This window comes from Corallococcus silvisoli (genome assembly GCF_009909145.1).
Lineage (GTDB): Bacteria > Myxococcota > Myxococcia > Myxococcales > Myxococcaceae > Corallococcus > Corallococcus silvisoli.
On record NZ_JAAAPJ010000041.1, the window covers coordinates 1 to 2,646 of the forward strand.

1 protein-coding gene is annotated in these 2,646 nt (G+C 69.3%); it reads left to right on the forward strand.

Features of this window, described 5'->3' with window-relative positions; genetic code table 11:
* Positions 1–2,646, forward strand: a 2,646-nt coding sequence (locus GTY96_RS36945; RefSeq protein WP_161667160.1) for a condensation domain-containing protein, incomplete at both ends; no start/stop codon positions are given.

Here is a 2,646-nt window from a genome sequence, read left to right on the forward strand (position 1 = left end):
CCCCCTCTCAACGAGGTCATCACCGCGGGTGAGCAGCTTCAGGTGACTCCCGCGCTCGTCTCCTTCTTCGAGCGGCTTCCCGACTGCGTCCTCGAGAACCAGTACGGCCCCTCCGAGACGCACGCCGCCAGCGCATGGCGCGCCTCCGGGACTCCCTCTTCCTGGCCCCCGCTGCCTCCCGTCGGAACGCCGCTGCCTTCGACCCAGGTGTACGTGTTGGATCCGCGTCGGGAGCCATGTCCCATCGGAGTCCCAGGGGAGCTATTCATCGGCGGTGAAGGACTCGCGCACGGCTACCACGCTCGCCCGGACCTGACCGCCGAACGCTTCGTCCCCTCCCCCTTCAGCTCCACGCCGGGGGCTCGCCTCTACCGCACGGGCGACAAGGCGCGCTGGCTCGCGGATGGGCAACTGGAGTTCCTGGGACGCCTCGACGGCCAGGTGAAGCTGCGCGGCTTCCGCGTCGAGCTGGGCGAAGTGGAGGCCGCCCTCCGCGCCCTCCCTGGCGTCCGCGACGTCGTCGCCCTTGTCCGCGAGGACACCCCGGGCTCCAGGCGGCTCGTCGCCTACGTCGTCCACCCCGAAGCCTCCTTCTCACCCGAGGCCCTTCGCCACGCCCTCGCCCGTCGTCTGCCCGAGTACATGCTGCCCTCCGCGCTCGTGCGCATGGACCTCCTCCCCCTCACTCCCAGCGGCAAGGTGAACCGCAACGGGCTGCCCATACCGACGGAGGACGCGGCGGCGGGAGCGGAGTTCAGGGCTCCGCTGACGGCGGTGGAGAAGGTGATCGCCGACATCTGGGCGTCGCTGCTCGGGCTTCCGCGCGTGGGCACGCAGGACCACTTCTTCGAGCTGGGCGGACACTCGCTGCTCGCCACGCAGGTCGTCTCCCGCCTGCGGGAAGCCTTCCAGGTGGAGCTCTCGCTGCGAGTCCTCTTCGAGGCGCCCACCGTCGCGGAACTCGCCGCACGGCTGGAGGACCTGCTGCATGGCACGCGACGGCGCCCCATCCCGGCGCTCGTGCCGCAGCCTCGCGGAGAGCGGATTCCGCAGTCGTTCTCCCAGCAGCGGCTGTGGTTCATCTCTCAGCTCGACACCAGCGCCCACGCTTACAACGTCCCCCTGGCCACACGGCTTCGGGGAGCACTGGATGCGCGAGCCCTGGAGCAGGCGCTCGGAGCCCTCATCCGGCGTCATGAAGTCCTGCGCACCACGTTCGATGAAGTCGACGGGCAGCCGGTGCAGCGCATCGGTCCCGCATGGGACTTCACCGTGCGGCGGGAGGACGTGGGTCCAGCGGATGCAGCGGCACTCCAGCGCTGGGTGGAAGCCGAAGCGCATCTGCCTTTCGACCTTCGGCGAGGTCCCCTGGTCCGGGCCACGCTGTCGCGGCTGGCCGAAGACGACCACGTCCTGGTCCTCAACTTCCATCACAGCGTCTTCGATGGGTGGTCCATCGCCGTGCTCCAGCGCGAACTGGACGCGCTCTATCTCGCGCGGCGCCAGGGCACGGAAGCCTCGCTCCCGCCCATGCCCCTCCAATACGCGGACCACGCCTTGTGGCAGCGCGACGCGTTGCAGGGCGACGTGTTGGAAGAGCAGGTGTCGTGGTGGCGTGAACAGCTCGCGGGGGTTCCCCCTGTCCTGGACCTCCCCACCGACAAGCCGCGTCCGCCCGTGCAGACGTTCCACGGCGCGTACCTCCAGAGACCTCTCTCATCAGCGCTCTCCAGCGCGCTCATCGCACTGGGGCAACGGGAGGGCACCACGCTGTTCATGACGCTCCTGGCGGGCTTCCAGGCCCTGCTGTCTCGCTACAGCGGCCAGGAGGACATCGTCGTCGGCTCGCCCATCTCCGGCCGCAACCGCAGGGAGGTGGAAGGCCTCATCGGCTTCTTCGTCAACACGCTCGTCCTGCGCACGGAGGCTTCGAGCTCGCGCTCCTTCCGCCAGCTCCTGCGCCGGGTGCGTGAGAGCTGCCTGGGAGCCTTCGCCCATCAGGATCTCCCATTTGAACAGCTCGTGGACGCGCTCAAGCCTCCGCGCGACCTGAGCCGTGCGCCCCTGATCCAGACCCTCTTCGTCCTCCAGCAGGCCGCCGTGCCGCTGTCGTTGCCCGGCCTCCAGGCGGAGGAGGTTCCGTTCCAGACAGGCGTCTCCCGCTTCGACCTCATGCTCTTCGTGCGCGAGTCAGAGCAGGGGCTGACGGCGTTCTGGGAGTACAACACCGCGCTCTTCGAGGAGGCGACCCTCGACCGGATGGCCGCGCACTACATGCGGCTGCTCGAAGGCGCGGTCCGCGATCCGGAGAGCCCCCTGGCGGCCCTGCCGCTCCTCTCCGAAGAAGAACGGAGGCAGGTCATCGTGGCGTGGAACGCCGCGCAGGACCTGTCCTTCGAGCCCGGGCTCATCCATGCGTGGGTGGAGGCACAGGTCGCACGGACACCGGATGCGGTCGCCGTCACGAATGGAGTCGACTCCCTCACCTACGCCCGGCTCGAAGCACGTGCCAATCAGCTCGCGCACCACCTCCTCTCCCTGGGCGTCACGCCCGGTGGCTCCGTTGGCTTGTGTCTGGAGCGCTCCAGCCTCGACATGCCCGTCGCCGTCCTCGCCTCCCTCAAGGCCGGCGCCGCCTACGTCCCC